At 71.2% G+C, this 15,188-nt stretch carries 20 protein-coding genes; 16 read left to right on the top strand and 4 right to left on the bottom strand.

Going from position 1 to position 15,188, the window contains the following annotated elements:
• Position 1 precedes the first annotated feature (1 nt).
• Positions 2-601, top strand: coding sequence for a GNAT family N-acetyltransferase (locus ACFYRY_RS31995; protein WP_389153414.1), 600 nt, complete (start codon positions 2-4; stop codon positions 599-601).
• Positions 602-642: 41 nt separating this feature from the next.
• Here the strand turns inward: ACFYRY_RS31995 and ACFYRY_RS31990 are convergent, their stop codons facing one another.
• Entirely contained in the window at positions 643-993 is a 351-nt protein-coding gene (locus ACFYRY_RS31990) for a VOC family protein (protein ID WP_389153411.1), read from the bottom strand.
• Positions 994-1,116: 123 nt separating this feature from the next.
• Here ACFYRY_RS31990 and ACFYRY_RS31985 point away from each other — a divergent pair, with 123 nt between their 5' ends.
• Positions 1,117-1,641 (top strand): phage holin family protein, encoded by a 525-nt coding sequence (locus ACFYRY_RS31985; protein WP_389153408.1) that lies wholly within the window; start codon positions 1,117-1,119, stop codon positions 1,639-1,641.
• Between the two features lie 15 nt (positions 1,642-1,656).
• Positions 1,657-2,748, top strand: a complete 1,092-nt coding sequence (locus tag ACFYRY_RS31980; protein ID WP_389153906.1) for an SDR family oxidoreductase — start codon at positions 1,657-1,659, stop codon at positions 2,746-2,748.
• A gap of 34 nt (positions 2,749-2,782) precedes the next feature.
• On the opposite strand, the gene ACFYRY_RS31975 is transcribed toward ACFYRY_RS31980, so the two are convergent.
• Complete coding sequence (locus ACFYRY_RS31975; protein ID WP_389153405.1) at positions 2,783-3,745, bottom strand: LLM class F420-dependent oxidoreductase; 963 nt, start codon at positions 3,743-3,745, stop codon at positions 2,783-2,785.
• Between the two features lie 190 nt (positions 3,746-3,935).
• On the opposite strand from ACFYRY_RS31975, the gene ACFYRY_RS31970 reads away from it, so the two are divergent.
• The 13 genes from ACFYRY_RS31970 to ACFYRY_RS31910 all read left to right on the top strand — a co-directional run bounded on the left by ACFYRY_RS31970 (position 3,936) and on the right by ACFYRY_RS31910 (position 13,834).
• Positions 3,936-5,675 carry an FAD-dependent oxidoreductase gene (locus ACFYRY_RS31970; RefSeq protein WP_389153903.1) on the top strand — a complete coding sequence of 580 codons (1,740 nt, stop codon included), beginning with the start codon at positions 3,936-3,938 and terminating at the stop codon, positions 5,673-5,675.
• A complete protein-coding gene (locus tag ACFYRY_RS31965; RefSeq protein ID WP_389153402.1) occupies positions 5,672-7,522 on the top strand; it encodes a transketolase in 1,851 nt (616 codons plus the stop codon). The genes ACFYRY_RS31970 and ACFYRY_RS31965 overlap by 4 nt, the downstream gene beginning before the upstream one ends.
• Positions 7,519-8,448 (top strand): non-homologous end-joining DNA ligase, encoded by a 930-nt coding sequence (ligD, locus tag ACFYRY_RS31960; RefSeq protein ID WP_389153399.1) that lies wholly within the window; start codon positions 7,519-7,521, stop codon positions 8,446-8,448. The genes ACFYRY_RS31965 and ligD overlap by 4 nt, the downstream gene beginning before the upstream one ends.
• A gap of 45 nt (positions 8,449-8,493) precedes the next feature.
• Positions 8,494-8,922 (top strand): gas vesicle protein, encoded by a 429-nt coding sequence (locus ACFYRY_RS31955; RefSeq protein WP_389153396.1) that lies wholly within the window; start codon positions 8,494-8,496, stop codon positions 8,920-8,922.
• 67 nt (positions 8,923-8,989) lie between these two features.
• The gene (locus ACFYRY_RS31950) at positions 8,990-9,415 is read left to right on the top strand and encodes a gas vesicle structural protein GvpA (RefSeq protein WP_389153393.1); all 426 of its coding nucleotides are present in this window, start codon (positions 8,990-8,992) and stop codon (positions 9,413-9,415) included.
• Positions 9,412-10,182: a GvpL/GvpF family gas vesicle protein gene (locus ACFYRY_RS31945; protein WP_389153390.1), complete on the top strand. Its 771-nt coding sequence runs from the start codon at positions 9,412-9,414 to the stop codon at positions 10,180-10,182. The genes ACFYRY_RS31950 and ACFYRY_RS31945 overlap by 4 nt, the downstream gene beginning before the upstream one ends.
• Positions 10,183-10,189: 7 nt before the next feature.
• Complete coding sequence (locus ACFYRY_RS31940) at positions 10,190-10,453, top strand: gas vesicle protein GvpG (RefSeq protein WP_389153387.1); 264 nt, start codon at positions 10,190-10,192, stop codon at positions 10,451-10,453.
• On the top strand, positions 10,450-11,133 hold the full coding sequence (locus tag ACFYRY_RS31935) for a DNA primase (protein WP_389153384.1): 684 nt from the start codon (positions 10,450-10,452) through the stop codon (positions 11,131-11,133). The genes ACFYRY_RS31940 and ACFYRY_RS31935 overlap by 4 nt, the downstream gene beginning before the upstream one ends.
• A complete protein-coding gene (locus tag ACFYRY_RS31930; protein ID WP_389153381.1) occupies positions 11,133-12,251 on the top strand; it encodes an SRPBCC family protein in 1,119 nt (372 codons plus the stop codon). The genes ACFYRY_RS31935 and ACFYRY_RS31930 overlap by 1 nt, the downstream gene beginning before the upstream one ends.
• On the top strand, positions 12,248-12,583 hold the full coding sequence (locus ACFYRY_RS31925; RefSeq protein ID WP_389153379.1) for a gas vesicle protein: 336 nt from the start codon (positions 12,248-12,250) through the stop codon (positions 12,581-12,583). The genes ACFYRY_RS31930 and ACFYRY_RS31925 overlap by 4 nt, the downstream gene beginning before the upstream one ends.
• Entirely contained in the window at positions 12,580-13,368 is a 789-nt protein-coding gene (locus tag ACFYRY_RS31920; protein ID WP_389153376.1) for a GvpL/GvpF family gas vesicle protein, read from the top strand. The genes ACFYRY_RS31925 and ACFYRY_RS31920 overlap by 4 nt, the downstream gene beginning before the upstream one ends.
• Positions 13,365-13,553: a gas vesicle protein gene (locus ACFYRY_RS31915; RefSeq protein ID WP_356769898.1), complete on the top strand. Its 189-nt coding sequence runs from the start codon at positions 13,365-13,367 to the stop codon at positions 13,551-13,553. The genes ACFYRY_RS31920 and ACFYRY_RS31915 overlap by 4 nt, the downstream gene beginning before the upstream one ends.
• Positions 13,550-13,834, top strand: coding sequence for a gas vesicle protein K (locus tag ACFYRY_RS31910; RefSeq protein WP_356769896.1), 285 nt, complete (start codon positions 13,550-13,552; stop codon positions 13,832-13,834). The genes ACFYRY_RS31915 and ACFYRY_RS31910 overlap by 4 nt, the downstream gene beginning before the upstream one ends.
• 104 nt (positions 13,835-13,938) lie before the next feature.
• Here the strand turns inward: ACFYRY_RS31910 and ACFYRY_RS31905 are convergent, their stop codons facing one another.
• Both ACFYRY_RS31905 and ACFYRY_RS31900 read right to left on the bottom strand, forming a co-directional pair.
• Positions 13,939-14,109: a hydrophobic protein gene (locus tag ACFYRY_RS31905; protein ID WP_356769894.1), complete on the bottom strand. Its 171-nt coding sequence runs from the start codon at positions 14,107-14,109 to the stop codon at positions 13,939-13,941.
• Between the two features lie 42 nt (positions 14,110-14,151).
• Complete coding sequence (locus ACFYRY_RS31900; protein WP_389153371.1) at positions 14,152-14,973, bottom strand: class I SAM-dependent methyltransferase; 822 nt, start codon at positions 14,971-14,973, stop codon at positions 14,152-14,154.
• Between the last annotated feature and the right edge of the window lie 215 nt (positions 14,974-15,188).

The following is a 15,188-nucleotide window of genomic DNA, read 5'->3' as shown; positions in this document are numbered from 1 at the left end:
GGTGCCTCATCGTGCTTCCCGCTATCTCGCCGAGGGCCCCCGGGTGGGCGTACGGCACTTCACCCAGGAGGACCGTGCCGAGTTCACCGCCCGGGTGCGGGAGAGCAAGGAGCTGCATCATCCGTGGCTCTTCCCGCCGGACAGCGCACGTGCGTACACCGCGTACGCGGGGCGGCTGATCGAGGATCCGACCAAGGCCGGGTTCCTGGTGTGCGAGAAGGACCCCGAGTCGGGCGACGCCGGTGCCATCGCTGGGTTCGTCAACATCAACAACATCGTCCAGGGCGGTTTCCAGTGCGGGGCGCTGGGCTACGGGGCCTTCGCGCACGCCGCCGGGCGCGGGCTGATGCGGGAGGGGCTCGACCTGGTGGTCGGGTACGCGTTCGGACGGATGCGGCTGCACCGGCTGGAGATCAACGTGCAGCCCGGGAACGCCGCCTCCATAGCGCTCGCCCGGGCCTGCGGGTTCCGGCTGGAGGGCTTCTCCCCGGACATGATCTTCATCGACGGGGCCTGGCGGGACCACGAGCGGTGGGCGCTCACGGTGGAGATGCGGGATTCCGCGCGACCCCGGAGGGGAGGGCCCCGCCGGAACCGGTGACGAGGCCCCGGCGTCCGGAGGGGCCCGCGAGGCCCGAGACGCTACGAGCCGCCGCGGTCCGCGTACTCGTACACCACCCCGTCCGGATGCATCGCGATCAGGTTGCGGCCTCCCGGTGTCGCGAGCGGGCCCGCGACGATGCGGGCGCCCAGTTCCGTCAGCACCCGGTGGGTTTCGTCGACGTCCTTGACGGCGATCGTCGCGGCGACCTTGCGCAGCACCTCCAGCTGATCCTCGGGCCCGCTCATCAGCAGGAAGCAGCCGACCGCGGCGACCTGGACGCCGCCGCGTTCGAAGCGGAGGGCCGTGCCGCCCGCGAGGCGCTCGTAGAAGGGGACCGCGGTCTCCAGGTCGTCGACGCAGATGCGCAGCGTGGCTCCCAGAATCTCCATGCGACGAGCCTAGTTGGCCTGGCCGGGGGAGTGAGATTGCTTCACGTGATCTTTTCGCCCCGGCCGCCCCGGCGGCACTCCGACGCGGCGTTACGCGCCGGTGGCCCGGGGTACCCGGCGGCAATGGACCGCTTGGATCATCTGGAGCATCTGGACAAGCATCTGGTCGACGAGCTGGCGCAGGTCGCGCGCGAGACGGTGCGGGACGAACTGCGCGAGCAGACCCGCAAGCAACGCCGGAAGGCCGTGCTGTACGCCGCGTCCGGCACCGTGGCCCTGTACGCGGGCGCGGCCTTCGCGCTCGCCGTGGGGCTGGCGCTCGCCGTCGTGCTGCCGGACTGGGCCGCCGCTCTGATCACCGCGGCGATCCTCAGTGCCGTGGCCTACGCGTTGCGCGCGGCCGCCCGGCCGACGGCGTCCATGACCAGGCCGGCGCCCGCGCACGCCGCCGGATCCGCCGCGAGCGGCCGGCAGCCCACCGGCGGGATGCCGGCCACGCCGCCGAGTGCCGCGGACATGCCGGAGTACCCGCCGATGCCGCCGGTGGCGCCCCGGGTGGGCGCACCGGCCCCCGGCCCGGCCGAGTCGTGGTCCGCGCCGTCGCGCCCCGATGACAACGGCCCCGAGCAGCCGCAGCACCGGGCGTGATGGTCGGTGCGCGACATCCGCAAGGGCCCGCTGTCGAGGGGCGCGTCGTCGAAGCGCCGCAGGACCGTCGTGGTGACCGGTGCCAGCGGTGGGGTCGGCCGGGCCACGGCCGTCGCCTTCGCCGCCCGGGGTGCCAGGGTCGCCCTGCTGGCCCGGGGGCGTGAGGGCCTCACCGCCGCGGCGGACGACGTCCGGCGGGCCGGCGGTGAGGCGCTCGTCGTCTCGGTGGACATGGCCGACGCCAAGGCCGTGGAGGACGCCGCCCAGCAGGTCGTCGACACGTTCGGACACATCGACGTCTGGGTCAACAACGCCTTCAGCGGGGTCTTCGCCCCGTTTCCGGAGATCACCCCGGACGAGTTCCGGCGGGTGACCGAAGTGACCTACCTGGGCTGTGTGTTCGGCACCCGGGCCGCGCTGCGCCACATGCTGCCGCGCGACCGGGGCACGATCGTGCAGGTCGGCTCCGCGCTCGCGTACCGCGGGATTCCGCTGCAGTCCGCGTACTGCGGGGCCAAACACGCCATCCAGGGCTTCAACGAGTCGCTGCGCTGCGAGCTGTTGCACGAGGGCAGCGGCGTGCGCACCACGATGGTGCAGCTGCCGGGCCTCAACACCCCCCAGTTCGACTGGGTGCTGAACCGGATGCCCGGGCGGCCCAGGCCGGTCCCGCCCGTGTACCAGCCCGAGGTGGCGGCGCGGGCGATCGTGCACGCCGCGTCCCACGCGCGGCGGCGCGAGTACTGGGTCGGCGGATCGACCGCGGCCACCCTGCTCGCCAACGCGGTCGCCCCCGGCGTACTGGATCGGTACCTGGCCCGGACCGGGTTCGCCGCCCAGCAGGACGACCGTCGAGGCGGGCGCGACGACCCCGAGGGCGGGCAGCACGGCGGCCCCGCCAACCTGTGGGCACCGGCCGACGGACCGCACGGACGGGACTTCGGGGCGCACGGCCGTTTCGACGACGAGGCCGTGTCCCACAGCCCCCAGGGCTGGGTGTCACGCAACCGGACACGCGTGGGAGCGGGGGCGCTGGCCGCGGCGGGCCTGGGCGCCCTGGTGACCGCCGGACTGCGCCGTGGCCGCAACCGTCCGACGGCCCCGTGAGCCACCCCCTCGCGTTCGCCGGACCCTCGGGGGTTCAGGAGCCCTGCTGGAGCTGAGGCAGCACCTTCGTGCGGTAGAAGTCGAAGAAGCCGCGCAGGTCGGGGCCGATCTGGTTGACGTAGACCGCGTCGAAGCCCGCGTCGGCGAACTGTTTCAGCTCCGCGACGTGCTCCTCCACGTCGTCGCCGCACACCCGGTTCTCACGGACCATGTCCTCGGTGACCAGCGTCTGCGCCTGCTCGAAGTGTTTGGGGGAGGGCAGCACCTGGCTCAGCTCCCCGGGCAGCTGCTCGTTGGCCCACAGCCGGTGGACGGTCCGTACCGCCTCGTCCTTGTCGGTGTCGTAGCAGACCTTGGTGCCGCCGCTGACGAGCTTGCCGCCGCCTCCGCCCTTGCGGTACTGCTCCACCATCGACTCCTCCGGCATCATCGTGATGAAGCCGTCGCCGACCCGGGCCGCCAGCTTGGTCGCCGCCGGACCGAAGGCGGAGATGTCGATCGGGACGGGCTCGTCGGGGACGGTGTACAGGCGCGCGTTCTCCACCGTGTAGTGCGGGCCGTGGTGGTTGACCTCCTCGCCGGTGAACAGGTGGCGCATGATCTGGATGGCCTCCTCCAGCATCTCCAGGCGGATGTGGGCGGGCGGCCAGGCGTCGCCGAGGATGTGTTCGTTGAGCGCCTCGCCGGAGCCGACACCGAGCCGGAAGCGGCCGTTGGTCATCACCGCGCTGGTCGCCGCCGCCTGCGCCACCACCGCCGGATGGGTGCGCACCGTCGGACAGGTCACCGCCGTCTCGATCGGCAGCGACACCGCCTCGGACAGGGCACCGATCACCGACCACACGAAGGGGCTCTGACCCTGCGCGTCGTTCCACGGGTGGTAGTGGTCGGAGATCCACAGCGACTGGAACCCGGCCTGCTCGGCCATCCGCGCCTGCTCGATGAGCTCCGCGGGACCGTACTGCTCGCACGAGAGGAAATAGCCGTACTCGGGCATGGGGGATGTGCCTCCACGGGATGAGCGGGTGGTTCGCCGACCCGAGTACCCGGCGGTCAGGGCGGAAACCGGGCCCGGGCGGCGGCGACCGAGGGCCGGGCGGACGTTTGGGTGCCCCGGCCAGGGGGACGCGGAAGTCTCCCGAGGTACGCGACAGCCCCGGAGGCGAACCGTGAGTCGACCCCGCATCGTGATCGTCGGTGCCGGCTTCGCCGGGTACCGGACGGCCCGAGAACTGTCCCGGATGTCCCGCGGCAAGGCCGACATCACCCTGCTGAACCCGACCGACTACTTCCTGTACCTGCCCCTGTTGCCCCAGGTCGCGGCCGGGATCCTGGAACCGCGCCGGGTCACCGTCTCCCTCTCCGGCACCCTGCGGCACGTCCGCCTGGTGCTCGGCGAGGCCGACGGCATCGACCTGGACAACCGGACCGTGCACTACGCCGACCCCGAGGGCAACGAGGGCACGCTGGCCTACGACCGGCTGGTGTTGGCCGTCGGCAGCGTCAACAAGCTGCTCCCGATCCCCGGGGTGGCCGAGCACGCCCACGGCTTCCGCGGGCTGCCCGAGGCGCTGTACCTGCGCGACCACGTGACCCGGCAGGTGGAGCTGGCCGCGGCGGCCGACGACCCGAAGAGCTGTGCCGCGCGCACCACCTTCGTGGTGGTCGGCGCCGGCTACACCGGCACCGAGGTCGCCGCGCACGGGCAGCTGTACACCGACGCGCAGGTGCGCGAGCACCCCCTGCGGGAGGGCGTACGGCCGCGCTGGATCCTCCTCGACGTGGCGCCGCGCGTGCTGCCCGAGCTGGACGAGCACCTGTCCCGCACCGCCGACCGCACGCTGCGGGAACGCGGCGTGGAGGTACGCATGGGGACCTCCGTGAAGGAGGCCACCTCCGACGGAGTCCTGCTCACCGACGGCGAGTTCGTGCCGACCCGGACGCTCGTGTGGTGCGTCGGCGTACGGCCCGATCCGCTCGTCGAGGGCACCGGGCAGCCGACGGAGCGCGGGCGTCTGATCGTCGACCCCTACCTGCGGCTCCCGGGCCGTCCCGAGGTGTTCGCCTGCGGGGACGCGGCCGCCGTACCGGACCTGAACACTCCCGGTGAGTACACCCCGATGACCGCGCAGCACGCCTGGCGGCACGGCAAGGTCGCGGCCCGCAACGTCGCCGCCTCGCTGGGCGTCGGCACACTGCGTCCCTACCAGCACAAGGACCTGGGGTTCGTCGTGGACCTGGGTGGCGCGAAGGCCGCCGCCAACCCGCTCGGCATCCCCCTGTCGGGGCCCGTGGCCGGGGCGGTCACCTGCGGCTACCACCTCGCGGCGATGCCCGGCAACCGCGTCCGGGTCGCCGCGGACTGGCTGCTGGAGTCCGTACTCCCGCGCCAGGCCGTCCAGTTGGGCCTCGTCCGGTCCTGGTCGGTGCCGCTGGACACGGCGTCGCCGGAGCTGGCCCGGGTGCCGGGCGGACCGAGCGAGTCCCGGACAGGGCAGGACGCCAAGGCCCGGTCGGGTCCCGGTGCGGCCGTCCCCGAGGACGTGACCGACGGGCCGGGAGGCGGCGCCGACTACCAGACGATCACCGCGCCGACGCCTGACGAGGCGAAGGAGGGCGCCGACCCCGAGATCGCCGACGCGGCCCCCGGCGCCGGGACCGCCGACGGGCCCGCCACGCCCGACGAGCAGCAGACGATCACCGCTCCGACCCCCGAGGTGGCCAGGGACGAGTCCGGGCCCGAGGAGGCCGGGAGCCGGTCGGGCTCCGAGCCCGCCAGGAACCAGCCGGGCCCGGAGCCGGCCAAGAACCAACCCGGCGGCGAACCCGCCGGTGACCAGCCCGGCGGTGAGCCTCATCCGGCTCCCGGCCCCGTCAAGCGGACCGAAGGCACCCCCGACGGCACTCCCGCGAAAGGAAACTCATGAACACCGGTGAACTCGTCGAACTCGCCCAGCAGTTGCGCGTGGACAGTGTGCGCGCCTCGGCCGCCGCGGGCTCCGGGCACCCCACGTCCTCGATGTCCGCGGCCGACCTGATGGCCGTACTCCTCGCCAACCACTTCCGCTACGACTTCGACCGCCCCACTCACCCGGGCAACGACCGCTTCGTGCTGTCCAAGGGCCACGCCTCGCCCCTGCTCTACTCCGCCTACAAGGCGGCCGGCGCCGTCGACGACGAGGAACTGCTCACCTTCCGCACGTTCGGCAGCCGGCTCGAAGGGCATCCGACGCCCCGGCGGCTGCCGTGGGTGGAGACGGCCACCGGTTCGCTCGGGCAGGGACTGCCCGTCGGCGTCGGCATCGCGCTGTCCGGGAAGCGGCTGGACCGCGTCGGCTACCGCGTGTGGGTGCTGTGCGGCGACAGCGAGATGGCCGAGGGCTCCGTCTGGGAGGCCGCCGAGCACGCGGGGCACGAGCACCTGGACAACCTCACCGTGATCGTCGACGTGAACCGGCTCGGCCAGCGCGGCCCGACCCGGCACGGCCACGACCTCGACGCGTACGCCCGCCGCTTCCAGGCCTTCGGCTGGCACACCGTCGAGGTGGACGGCCACGACGTCGACGCGATCGACCGGGCGTACGGCGAGGCCGAGTCCACCAAGGGCCAGCCGACCGCGATCCTCGCCCGCACCCTCAAGGGCAAGGGCGTCGAGTCCGTCCAGGACCGCGAGGGCCTGCACGGCAAGCCGCTGCCGGAGGCCGACGAGGCGATCGCCGAACTCGGCGGCCGCCGCGACATCCGCGTCGAGGTGCACGAGCCGCAGACGGCCCGCATGCTGCACTCCGTACCGGCCGGACACCTGGAACTGCCCCGCTGGGACAAGGGCGGCGACGACGTGGCCACCCGTAACGCCTTCGGGCAGGCCCTGGCCGCGCTCGGCTCCGCACGCGGTGACGTCGTGGCCCTCGACGGCGAGGTCGGTGACTCGACCCGCGCGGAGTTCTTCGCCAAGGAACACCCCGACCGCTACTTCGAGTGCTACATCGCCGAGCAGCAGATGGTCGCCGCCGCCGTCGGGCTCGCCGCGCGCGGCTGGGTGCCGTACGCCTCCACCTTCGCCGCCTTCCTCACCCGCGCGTACGACTTCATCCGCATGGCGTCGATCAGCGGCTCCGGCATCAACCTGGTCGGCTCGCACGCGGGAGTGGCGATCGGGCAGGACGGGCCCAGTCAGATGGGCCTGGAGGACCTGGCGATGATGCGGGCGGTGCACGACTCGACCGTGCTGTACCCGTGTGACGCCAACCAGACCGCGCGCCTGGTCGTCGAGATGGCCGGGCTGGAGGGCGTCCGGTACCTGCGCACCTCGCGCGGCGAGAGCCCGGTGATCTACGGCCCCGACGAGGAGTTCCCGATCGGCGGCAGCAAGGTGCTGCGCTCCTCCGAGCGGGACCGGATGACGATCGTCGCCGCGGGTGTGACGGTGCCGGAGGCGCTGGCCGCCGCCGAGTCGCTGGACGGCCAGGGCATCCCGGTCCGGGTGATCGACCTGTACTCGGTCAAGCCCGTCGACCAGCTCACCCTGCGCCAGGCCGCCGAGGAGACCGGCTGCCTGCTGACCGTGGAGGACCACCACGAGGAGGGCGGCCTCGGCGACGCCGTCCTCGACGCGTTCACCGACGGCCGGCCAGTGCCGCGCCTGGTGCGGCTCGCCGTCCGTACGATGCCGGGTTCGGGCTCCCCTCAGGAACAGCTGCACGCCGCGGGCATCGACGCCGAGTCGATCGCGGCGGCCGGGAAGCTGCTGGTGGAGGAGGCGGTCGTGCGGTGAGCGGCGACCGTCCGCGCACGGTCCGGGCGGGCCGGCACACCGTCGAGGTGCACCGCCCGGACAAGGTGCTGTTTCCCGGGGGCGGCGCGGCGAAGGAGTACACCAAGGCCGACCTGGTGGACTATTACCGGTCCGTCGCCCCGTTCATGCTGCCGCACCTGCGCGGTCGCCCGCTGATGGTGGAGCGCCACCCGGACGGCATCGACGGGCCGCGTTTCATGCAGAAGAACACCCCGGAGAACTACCCGGAGTGGATCACCCGCGTGGAGGTCGCCAAGGAGGGCGGCACCGTCTGCCACACCGTGTGTGACGACACGGCCACTCTGCTGTACCTCGCCGACCAGGCGGGCATCACCCTGCACCGCTGGCTGTCCCGGGTCGACCGGGTCGAGCGGCCCGACCGGATGGTCTTCGACCTCGACCCCTCCGGGGACGACTTCGAGGCGGTGCGGCAGGCGGCCCGGCTGCTGGGCGCCCTGTTGGACGAGCTGAAGCTGCCCTCCGCGCTGATGACCACGGGCTCGCGGGGCCTGCACGTGGTGGTGCCGGTCGACGGCCGTCACGACGTCGACGAGATCCGCGCGTTCGCCCGGGACATCGCCGACACCCTCGTCGCCGGCCACCCCGACCGGCTCACCACCGCGGCCCGCAAGAAGGACCGCGGCGACCGCCTCTACCTGGACATCCAGCGCAACGCCTACGCCCAGACCGCGGTCGCCCCCTACACGGTCCGCGCCCAGCCGGGCGCCCCCGTCGCCACCCCTGTGACCTGGGAGCAGCTGGACGATCCCGGCCTCGACGCCCGCCGCTGGACCATCGCCGACGCCGTCGAGCAGGCCCGCAGCGACCCGTGGGCCGACATCATGCGCAAAGGCCGCGCTCTGGGACCGGCGCGCCGCCGCCTCGACGCGTTGATGTCCTCCTGAAGGTTTGGCCAAGGAACGAGCGGCCACCCGGAGTGAGAGGTGGCCATGTCGAACACAAAAAACACATCACAATCACAGCGTTCACAGGACGCTCCCGCACGGAAGCCGTCCTCGGAGCACTCGCCCGAGGACACCGAAGGCGACGACATCGAGCAGGAGGACACCGGACGGCGCACCGAGCATCGCCAGGCGCACCGCCGCCGGCCGAGCACCATGGACGTGCTGCGTGGCGCGCGCGCCCAGCTTCAGGAGCTGACCGGCATGTCCGCCGAGAACGTGTCGTCCTTCGAGCAGACCGAGGACGGCTGGGCGCTGGAGGTCGAGGTCCTGGAGCTCTCCCGGGTGCCCGACACGATGAGCCTGATGGCGAGCTACCAGGTGGAGCTCGACCCGGACGGAGAGCTCACCGGCTACCGGCGCGTTCGCCGTTACGAACGCGGGCGGGCCGACGCACATCGGCAGGGCGGTCGCTAGGCCGTCCGCCCGTACATCCCATCGCTCCACATCCACAGACACACACAGACAAGGAGGCTCGGTCGACATGACCGTTGTCCCGGCCCAGCAGAGCGGCGGCGGAGGCGGCAGCAGTGGCCTCTACGACGTCCTGGAACTCGTCCTCGACAGGGGTCTCGTCATTGACGCGTTCATACGGGTCTCCCTGGTCGGCATCGAAATCCTGAAGATCGACATCCGGGTCGTCGTGGCCAGCGTCGACACCTACCTGCGCTTCGCCGAGGCGTGCAACCGGCTCGACCTGGAGGCCGGGCCGCGCAAGGACCCCGGCCTGCCCGACCTGGTCGGCGAGATCACCGAGTCCGGCGCCCGCGGCAAGTCCAAGGGTGCGCTGTCCGGCGCCGCCGAGACCATCTCCGGAGCCTTCAAGGAGGCACGCGAGGAGGGACACGGCGAGTCCCGGCCCCGTGCCCGTAAGTCGACCGCCTCGCGCCGGAAGGAGGAAGGCGAGTGAGCACCTACGTCTACGGCATCACCGCCGCGTCGCATCCCGCGCTGCCGGACGGTCTGGGGGGTGTCGGCGACCCGCCGCTGCCCGTGCGCGTCTTGAAGGAGGGCGAGCTGGCGGCCGTCGTCAGTGACGCGCCGGAGGGGCTGCGCCCCAAGCGCAGGGACCTGCTCGCCCACCAGAACGTCCTCAGTGAGTCGGGCGCGGACGGCTGCATCCTGCCGATGCGGTTCGGCAGTGTCGCCCCCGACGACGGCGCCGTCACCGCGGTCCTCGCCGAGCGCGCCGACCACTACAAGGAGCGGCTGCGGACTCTGGACGGCAAGGTCGAGTACAACGTCAAGGCGACCCATGACGAAGAGGCCGTCCTGCATCTCGTGATGTCCAAGAACCCGGAGATCCGGTCCCTGACCGAGGCCAACCGGCAGGCCGGTGGCGGCAGTTACGAGCAGAAGCTGCATCTCGGCGAGATGGTGGTCGCCGCCGTGAAGGCCCGCGAGGGCGAGGACGCCGTCGCGGTGCAGCAGGCCCTGGAACCGCTCGCGGACGCGACCAGTGTGGGCCCCGAGTCCACCGGCTGGCTCGCCAACGTGTCGTTCCTGGTGGAGCGGGACTCGGCCGCCGGGTTCTTGAACGAGGTGGAGCGGATCCGCAAGGACAACCCGCACCTGGATCTGCGCGTCAACGGCCCGCTGCCGCCGTACAGCTTCGTCGACCCCGGACCCGCGGAGCCCGCGGGCACCAAGGTCGGCCAGGACAGCTCGAGGGAGTGACCGAGCCGTGGGACTGATCGGAGAGGTGCTGCTGCTGCCGTTCGCACCCGTGCGCGGCAGCGGGTGGGTGATCAGACAGGTGCTGGACGAAGCCGAACGCCTGTACTACGACCCGGCCGCGGTCAGGGCCGAACTCGCCCAGCTTGAGGAGCGGTTGGAGGCGGGCGAGATCGACGACGGGGAATTCGACCGACAGGAGGACGAACTTCTCGACCGATTGGAGATCGGCCTGCGCGGAGGCGCGGGGACTGGCGACGGGACGGCACGATGAACCGAACGGCAATGGGCCTCGCGATAGGGGCCGGATACGTCCTCGGACGTACGAAGAAGATGAAGCTGGCGTTCGCCGTCGGCACCCTCGTGGCGGGCAAGCGGATGAACCTGAGTCCGCGTGCGGTCGCGGAGCTGGTTTCCGGTCAGCTGAAGAACAACCCGCAGTTCAAGGAGATCGGGGACCAGCTCCGCGAGGACCTGCGCGGGGTCGGCAAGGCCGCCTCGGGCGCCATGGTCGAGCGGCAGATCGACGCCCTCGCCGACCGTCTGCACGGCCGTACCGCCGAGGTCCGCGACCAGCTCTCGGGCGTGGCGCCGGACGTGCTGCCCGGGGACGAGGACTCCGAGGACGAGGAGCGGGAGGAGTACGAGGAGCCCGAGGCGGAGGAGAACGACGAGGCCGAGGACGAGGCCGACGACGCCACGGACGAGGCCGACGAGGGCGAGGAGCCCGAGGCCGAGGAGGAGCCCCGCAGGAAGCCGGCGGCCAAGAAGGCGCCCGCGAAGAAGGCCCCGGGCAAGAGGGCGCCGGCCAAGAAGGCGGCCGCCAGGAAGGCTCCCGCCAAGAAGACGGCGGCCAAGAAGACCGCCTCGAAGCAGACGGCGGGCAAGAAGACCGCCGCGGCCCGCAGCGCCGGCCGTGGCGCCCGTCGGCTCCCGAAGGGAGGCGGTGAGTGATGTCCGAGACGAACGGCAATCCGCTCACGGACGTGGCCAGGAGCGAGGCGGTCGACCGGCTCAAGGCCGAGGTGCAGGAATACCTGGCCGCCCAGGCCCAGCGCGTGCTGGTCGGCGCCGGCCGCAAGCTCGGTGAGACCACGGGCAAGCTGAACGACATAGCCGACGGCAACAGCCCCGGTTTCGCCAAGCTCGCCCTCGACGGGGGCCGCAAACTCGCCGAGGGCAAGGGGCCTTTGCGCAGTGCGCTGGAGATCGGCGCCTCCCGCGCCAAGGACAGCGTGACCGGCGCGTTCAAGAACCTCGGTGGCGGCGGCGACGGCAAGAGCAAGAAGAAGCGCGGGGCGGGCGGGAAGCCCACCGTCATCATCGAGTACGTCGACGTCGGCGTGCCGCTGCGCACGGCCTACGACCAGTGGACCCAGTACCAGGACTTCAGCACCTTCGCGAAGGGCGTCAAGAGCGCGAGCAAGGCTGACGACGTCATGTCCGACTGGCAGCTGAAGGTCTTCTGGTCCAGCCGCAGCTGGAAGGCCACGACCACCGAACAGGTGCCGGACGACCGGATCTCCTGGACGACCGAGGGCGCCAAGGGCAACACGAAGGGCGTCGTCTCCTTCCACCGGCTCGCCGACAGCCTCACCCGCGTCCTGCTGGTCATCGAGTACTACCCCTCGGGTTTCTTCGAGAAGACCGGCAACATCTGGCGTGCCCAGGGCCGCCGGGCCCGGCTCGACCTGAAGAACTTCGTCCGCTTCATCACGCTCAAGGGTGAGGCGGAGGACGGCTGGCGCGGTGAGATCCGTGACGGCGAGGTCGTCCGCGAGCACGACGACGCGGTGGCCGAGGAAGAGGAGGCCGCGCGGGCGGAGGAGGCGGAAGGGGCGGACGAAGAAGAGCCCGCCGAGGACTCCGCCGAAGAGGGCGACGAGGAGTACGAGACCGACGCCGAGGACGCCGAGGCCGAGTACGACGAGGACGAGCCCGCCGAAGCGGACGAGGACGCCGAGGACGAGTACGACGAGGAAGCCGAGGACTCGGAGGAGCCGGAGGCCGAGGCCGCTGAGGACGAGGAAGAGTACGAGTACGCCGACTCCGATGGAGGGAGCCGACGATGAGCACGCCCAGCCGCCTGCCCGAGCCCTATGGGCAGGGCGGCGGCTCCAACCTTGCCGACATCCTGGAGAGGGTGCTCGACAAGGGGATCGTGATCGCCGGTGACATCCGGATCAACCTGCTCGACATCGAGCTGCTCACGATCAAGCTGCGGCTGATCGTCGCCTCGGTGGACAAGGCGAAGGAGATGGGCATCGACTGGTGGGAGGACGACCCGGCGTTGTCCACTCGGGCCAGGCGTGACGAACTCGCCCGGGAGAACGCGGAGTTGCGGGAACGACTGGAGCGCTTGGAGCAACTCGAGCCGACCCGGACCGAGAAGGAGTCCTCATGACCGGACTGCGGTATGTGTACGCCGTCTGCCACCCCTTCGACACCCCTCTGCAGGCCCAGTTGACGGGGGTGGCAGGCGATCCGCCCAGACTGCTGCGGCATCACGGTCTGATCGCCGTGCTCAGCCGGGTACCGGAGCGGGACTTCGCCGAAGAACCGCTCCACAGGCATTTGGAGGACCTGGACTGGCTGACCGCGACCGCCCGCGCCCACCAGGGCGTGATCGACGCTCTCACCGTCGTCACCACCCCGCTGCCGTTGCGGCTCGGCACCGTCTTCCGTGACGACAGCGGGGTCCGCGTGATGATCGAGGAGCGCGAGGAGGCCTTCAAGCGCACGCTCGACCGACTGCACGGCCGGGTCGAATGGGGCGTCAAGGTGTACGCCGAGACGGACGCCGCGGGCGGCGCGGAGAACGCCGGCGACGCGGACGGCGAGGCACCGGCGGAAAAGGCCATGTCGGGTCGGGACTATCTGCGCCGGCGGCGTATGCGGGTGCGCTCGCGCGAGGAGATGTGGCAGCAGGCGGAGGCTTTCGCGAGCCGACTGCACGAGAAACTCTCCGAACATGCCGAGGATTCTCGGCTGCACGCCCCGCAGAATCCCGCCCTTTCCGGCGCCTCGGGGCAGAACGTACTCAACGCGGCCTATCTCGTGCCACGCTCGGATTCCGAGAAATTCGTGGAAATGGTGGACCGCACGAAAGATGAGACCGCGGGAATGCGTGTGGAGCTCACCGGCCCCTGGGCCGCCTATTCCTTCGCGGGCGAGGAGGAGATCCGGTGACGGTGATCGAGCGCCGTGAGGTCGCCCTGGTGGACCTTCTCGACCGGCTGCTGGCCGGCGGGGTCGTCATCACCGGGGACATCACCCTGCGCATCGCTGACGTCGACCTCGTCCGTATCGACCTCAACGCGCTGATCAGTTCGGTGAACGCGCAGGTGCCGTCACCGTGGGGGGAGTCGTCGTGACCGAGCGCCGCAACCGGCTGGACCTCGAACCCGACACCGTCGAGCGGGACCTGGTCAAACTGGTGCTGACCGTGGTGGAACTGCTGCGTCAGCTGATGGAGCGGCAAGCGCTGCGCCGCTTCGACGAGGGCGACCTCAACGAGGACCAGGAGGAGCGCATCGGGCTCACCCTGATGCTGCTCGACGACCGTATGACCGAACTGCGGGAGCGCTACGGACTGCGGCCCGAGGACCTGAATCTGGACCTCGGGCCGCTCGGACCGTTGCTTCCCCGGGAATGAACTCCTGGGAATGAACCCCCTGGGAATGCTCCTGGGAGTGAATCCCGGTGGTTGCCCCGGAAATGAATCCCGGTTGTCGGGCCGGGATTCATTTCCGGGTCAATTCACCACCTGTACCAGCGACCCCTGCCGCCACCCGCGGTCGTACCCCGCATCAGGAAGCCCAGAAGCCACAGCACCAGAACAACCAGCGCAATCCACCAGAGCAGTTTTACCGCGAAACCGGCGCCGAAAAGGATCAGGACCAGCAGCGCTACCAGCAGAATCGGAACCATAGTGTGAACCTCCTGCACACCTAGTTTCCCGAAATCTGGGATTCAGGCTTCCTTTCGGCACAGAATTTCTCCGTGCAACACACTGAACCACCCGTCTTCCCGCGCGCCCCATTCCCGCCAGGCCTCCGACACGGCCCGCAGCTGCTCACCGGTGGCGTGACCGCCCTTCGTGGCCCGCTCCGCGTAGTCGGAGGTCAGGGTGCGGTCCGCCCACAGGCCGCTCCACCAGGCCCGCTCCTCGGCGGTGGCGAAGGTCCAGGTGCTGGAGGTGGCCGTGACGTCCGACAGTCCCGCCTCGAGCGCCCAGGCCTTCAGCCGGCGTCCGGCATCCGGCTCACCGCCGTTGGCGCGGGCCACCCGGTGGTACAGGTCGAGCCAGTCGTCCATGCCCGTGGACGCGGGATACCAGGTCATGGCCGCGTAGTCGGAGTCGCGGACGGCGATGAACCCGTTCGGTTTCGTCACCCGCCGCATCTCGCGCAGCGCCCGCACCGGGTCGCCGACGTGCTGGAGCAGCTGATGGGCGTGGACCACGCAGAAGGTGTCGTCGGGAAAGTCCAGCGCGTGCACGTCGGCGACCGCGAAGTCGACGTTGGCCAGGCCGCGCTCGGCGGCCGTGGCCCGGGCCCGGTCCAGGATGCCCGGCGCGTGGTCGACACCGGTGACCTGTCCGTCGGGGACCAGTGCGGCGAGGTCGGCGGTGATGGTGCCCGGACCGCAGCCGATGTCCAGGATCCTCATATGGGGCTTCAGTGAACCGAGCAGGTACGCAGCCGAGTTGGCGGCGGTGCGCCAGGTGTGCGACCGCAGCACCGACTCGTGGTGCCCGTGCGTGTAGACGGCACTCTCCCCTGCCTCGGACATGGCTGATCCCCTCTCGACGCACCGGCTCACCGGGCCCCACGACCCCACCGGCGATAGGCCTCACCGTACGCCTGCATGTCGAATAGTGAGACCCCATGTCTCGCCATACGGACAACCTGACGGGCTGGCGGACTGACGGGCTGAGGGCTCAGCCGGACGCGGGGGACGGTAGACGCGCCCGGCTCGACCCCCGCCAGACGCAGGCGGCCGAAACC

Source organism: Streptomyces sp. NPDC005263 (genome assembly GCF_042872365.1).
In the GTDB taxonomy this organism is placed as follows: domain Bacteria; phylum Actinomycetota; class Actinomycetes; order Streptomycetales; family Streptomycetaceae; genus Streptomyces.
Note: the sequence above shows the minus strand (reverse complement) of the source record. Positions and strands in the feature narration are given on the sequence as shown.